Genomic DNA, 569 nt, shown 5'->3' with positions numbered 1-569 from the left:
ATTGAGGAAAGTTGGTTGGGTGCTTTCTTATTAAAATATTGAGGTTAACATGAATCAAAATGAATCAGTGGCTTTCTTACAATGGCTGGAAGGTGTTGTGGAATATAACGCAGCAAACGACCGTTTCATCTTTCAAGGTAAAAGCTTTAAGCGCAAAGGCCAAGCCCAGAAAGCAGCGCGTAAGTACTGGAAGGAAGTTTATTCAGAGTTCTTTCAGCAGATGGGCATTATCGGTGCGACCGTATCCGGCGACCCAGCACAGTTGGTATCGATTGATGAATGTTGATTTCGTGATGTTCTTGATCATATTAGCAATCAGTGCAGTTTTTGTTGTAGCGATGATTGCGCTTATTGATTGGTTGGATAAGTAAATCGTGGGTCGCTTAGTGCAGCCCTTCTTCATTAGTTGATAATATTTACAATTTCTGCTTGCTTTAATATCATAGTTCACTATACTAGATATTAATCAGTCAAATGCAAGAGGTTATTATGAATATTATCGATTCCATCATTAAATCCTGTGGCAAGCCTAGCGGATTTTATAATCCAGATTTCCTTACGCTTTGGAG

At 39.0% G+C, this 569-nt stretch carries 1 protein-coding gene; it reads left to right on the top strand.

Features of this window, described 5'->3' with window-relative positions; all coding sequences use genetic code 11:
- Positions 1-49 precede the first annotated feature (49 nt).
- Positions 50-286 carry a hypothetical protein gene (locus Y887_RS20550; protein WP_157004355.1) on the top strand — a complete coding sequence of 79 codons (237 nt, stop codon included), beginning with the start codon at positions 50-52 and terminating at the stop codon, positions 284-286.
- Positions 287-569 lie beyond the last annotated feature (283 nt).

The organism is Xanthomonas pisi DSM 18956, assembly GCF_001010415.1.
Classification (GTDB): Bacteria; Pseudomonadota; Gammaproteobacteria; order Xanthomonadales; family Xanthomonadaceae; genus Xanthomonas; species Xanthomonas pisi.
The sequence above is the reverse complement of the archived record's forward strand: the minus strand, read 5'-3'. Positions and strand labels throughout refer to the sequence as shown.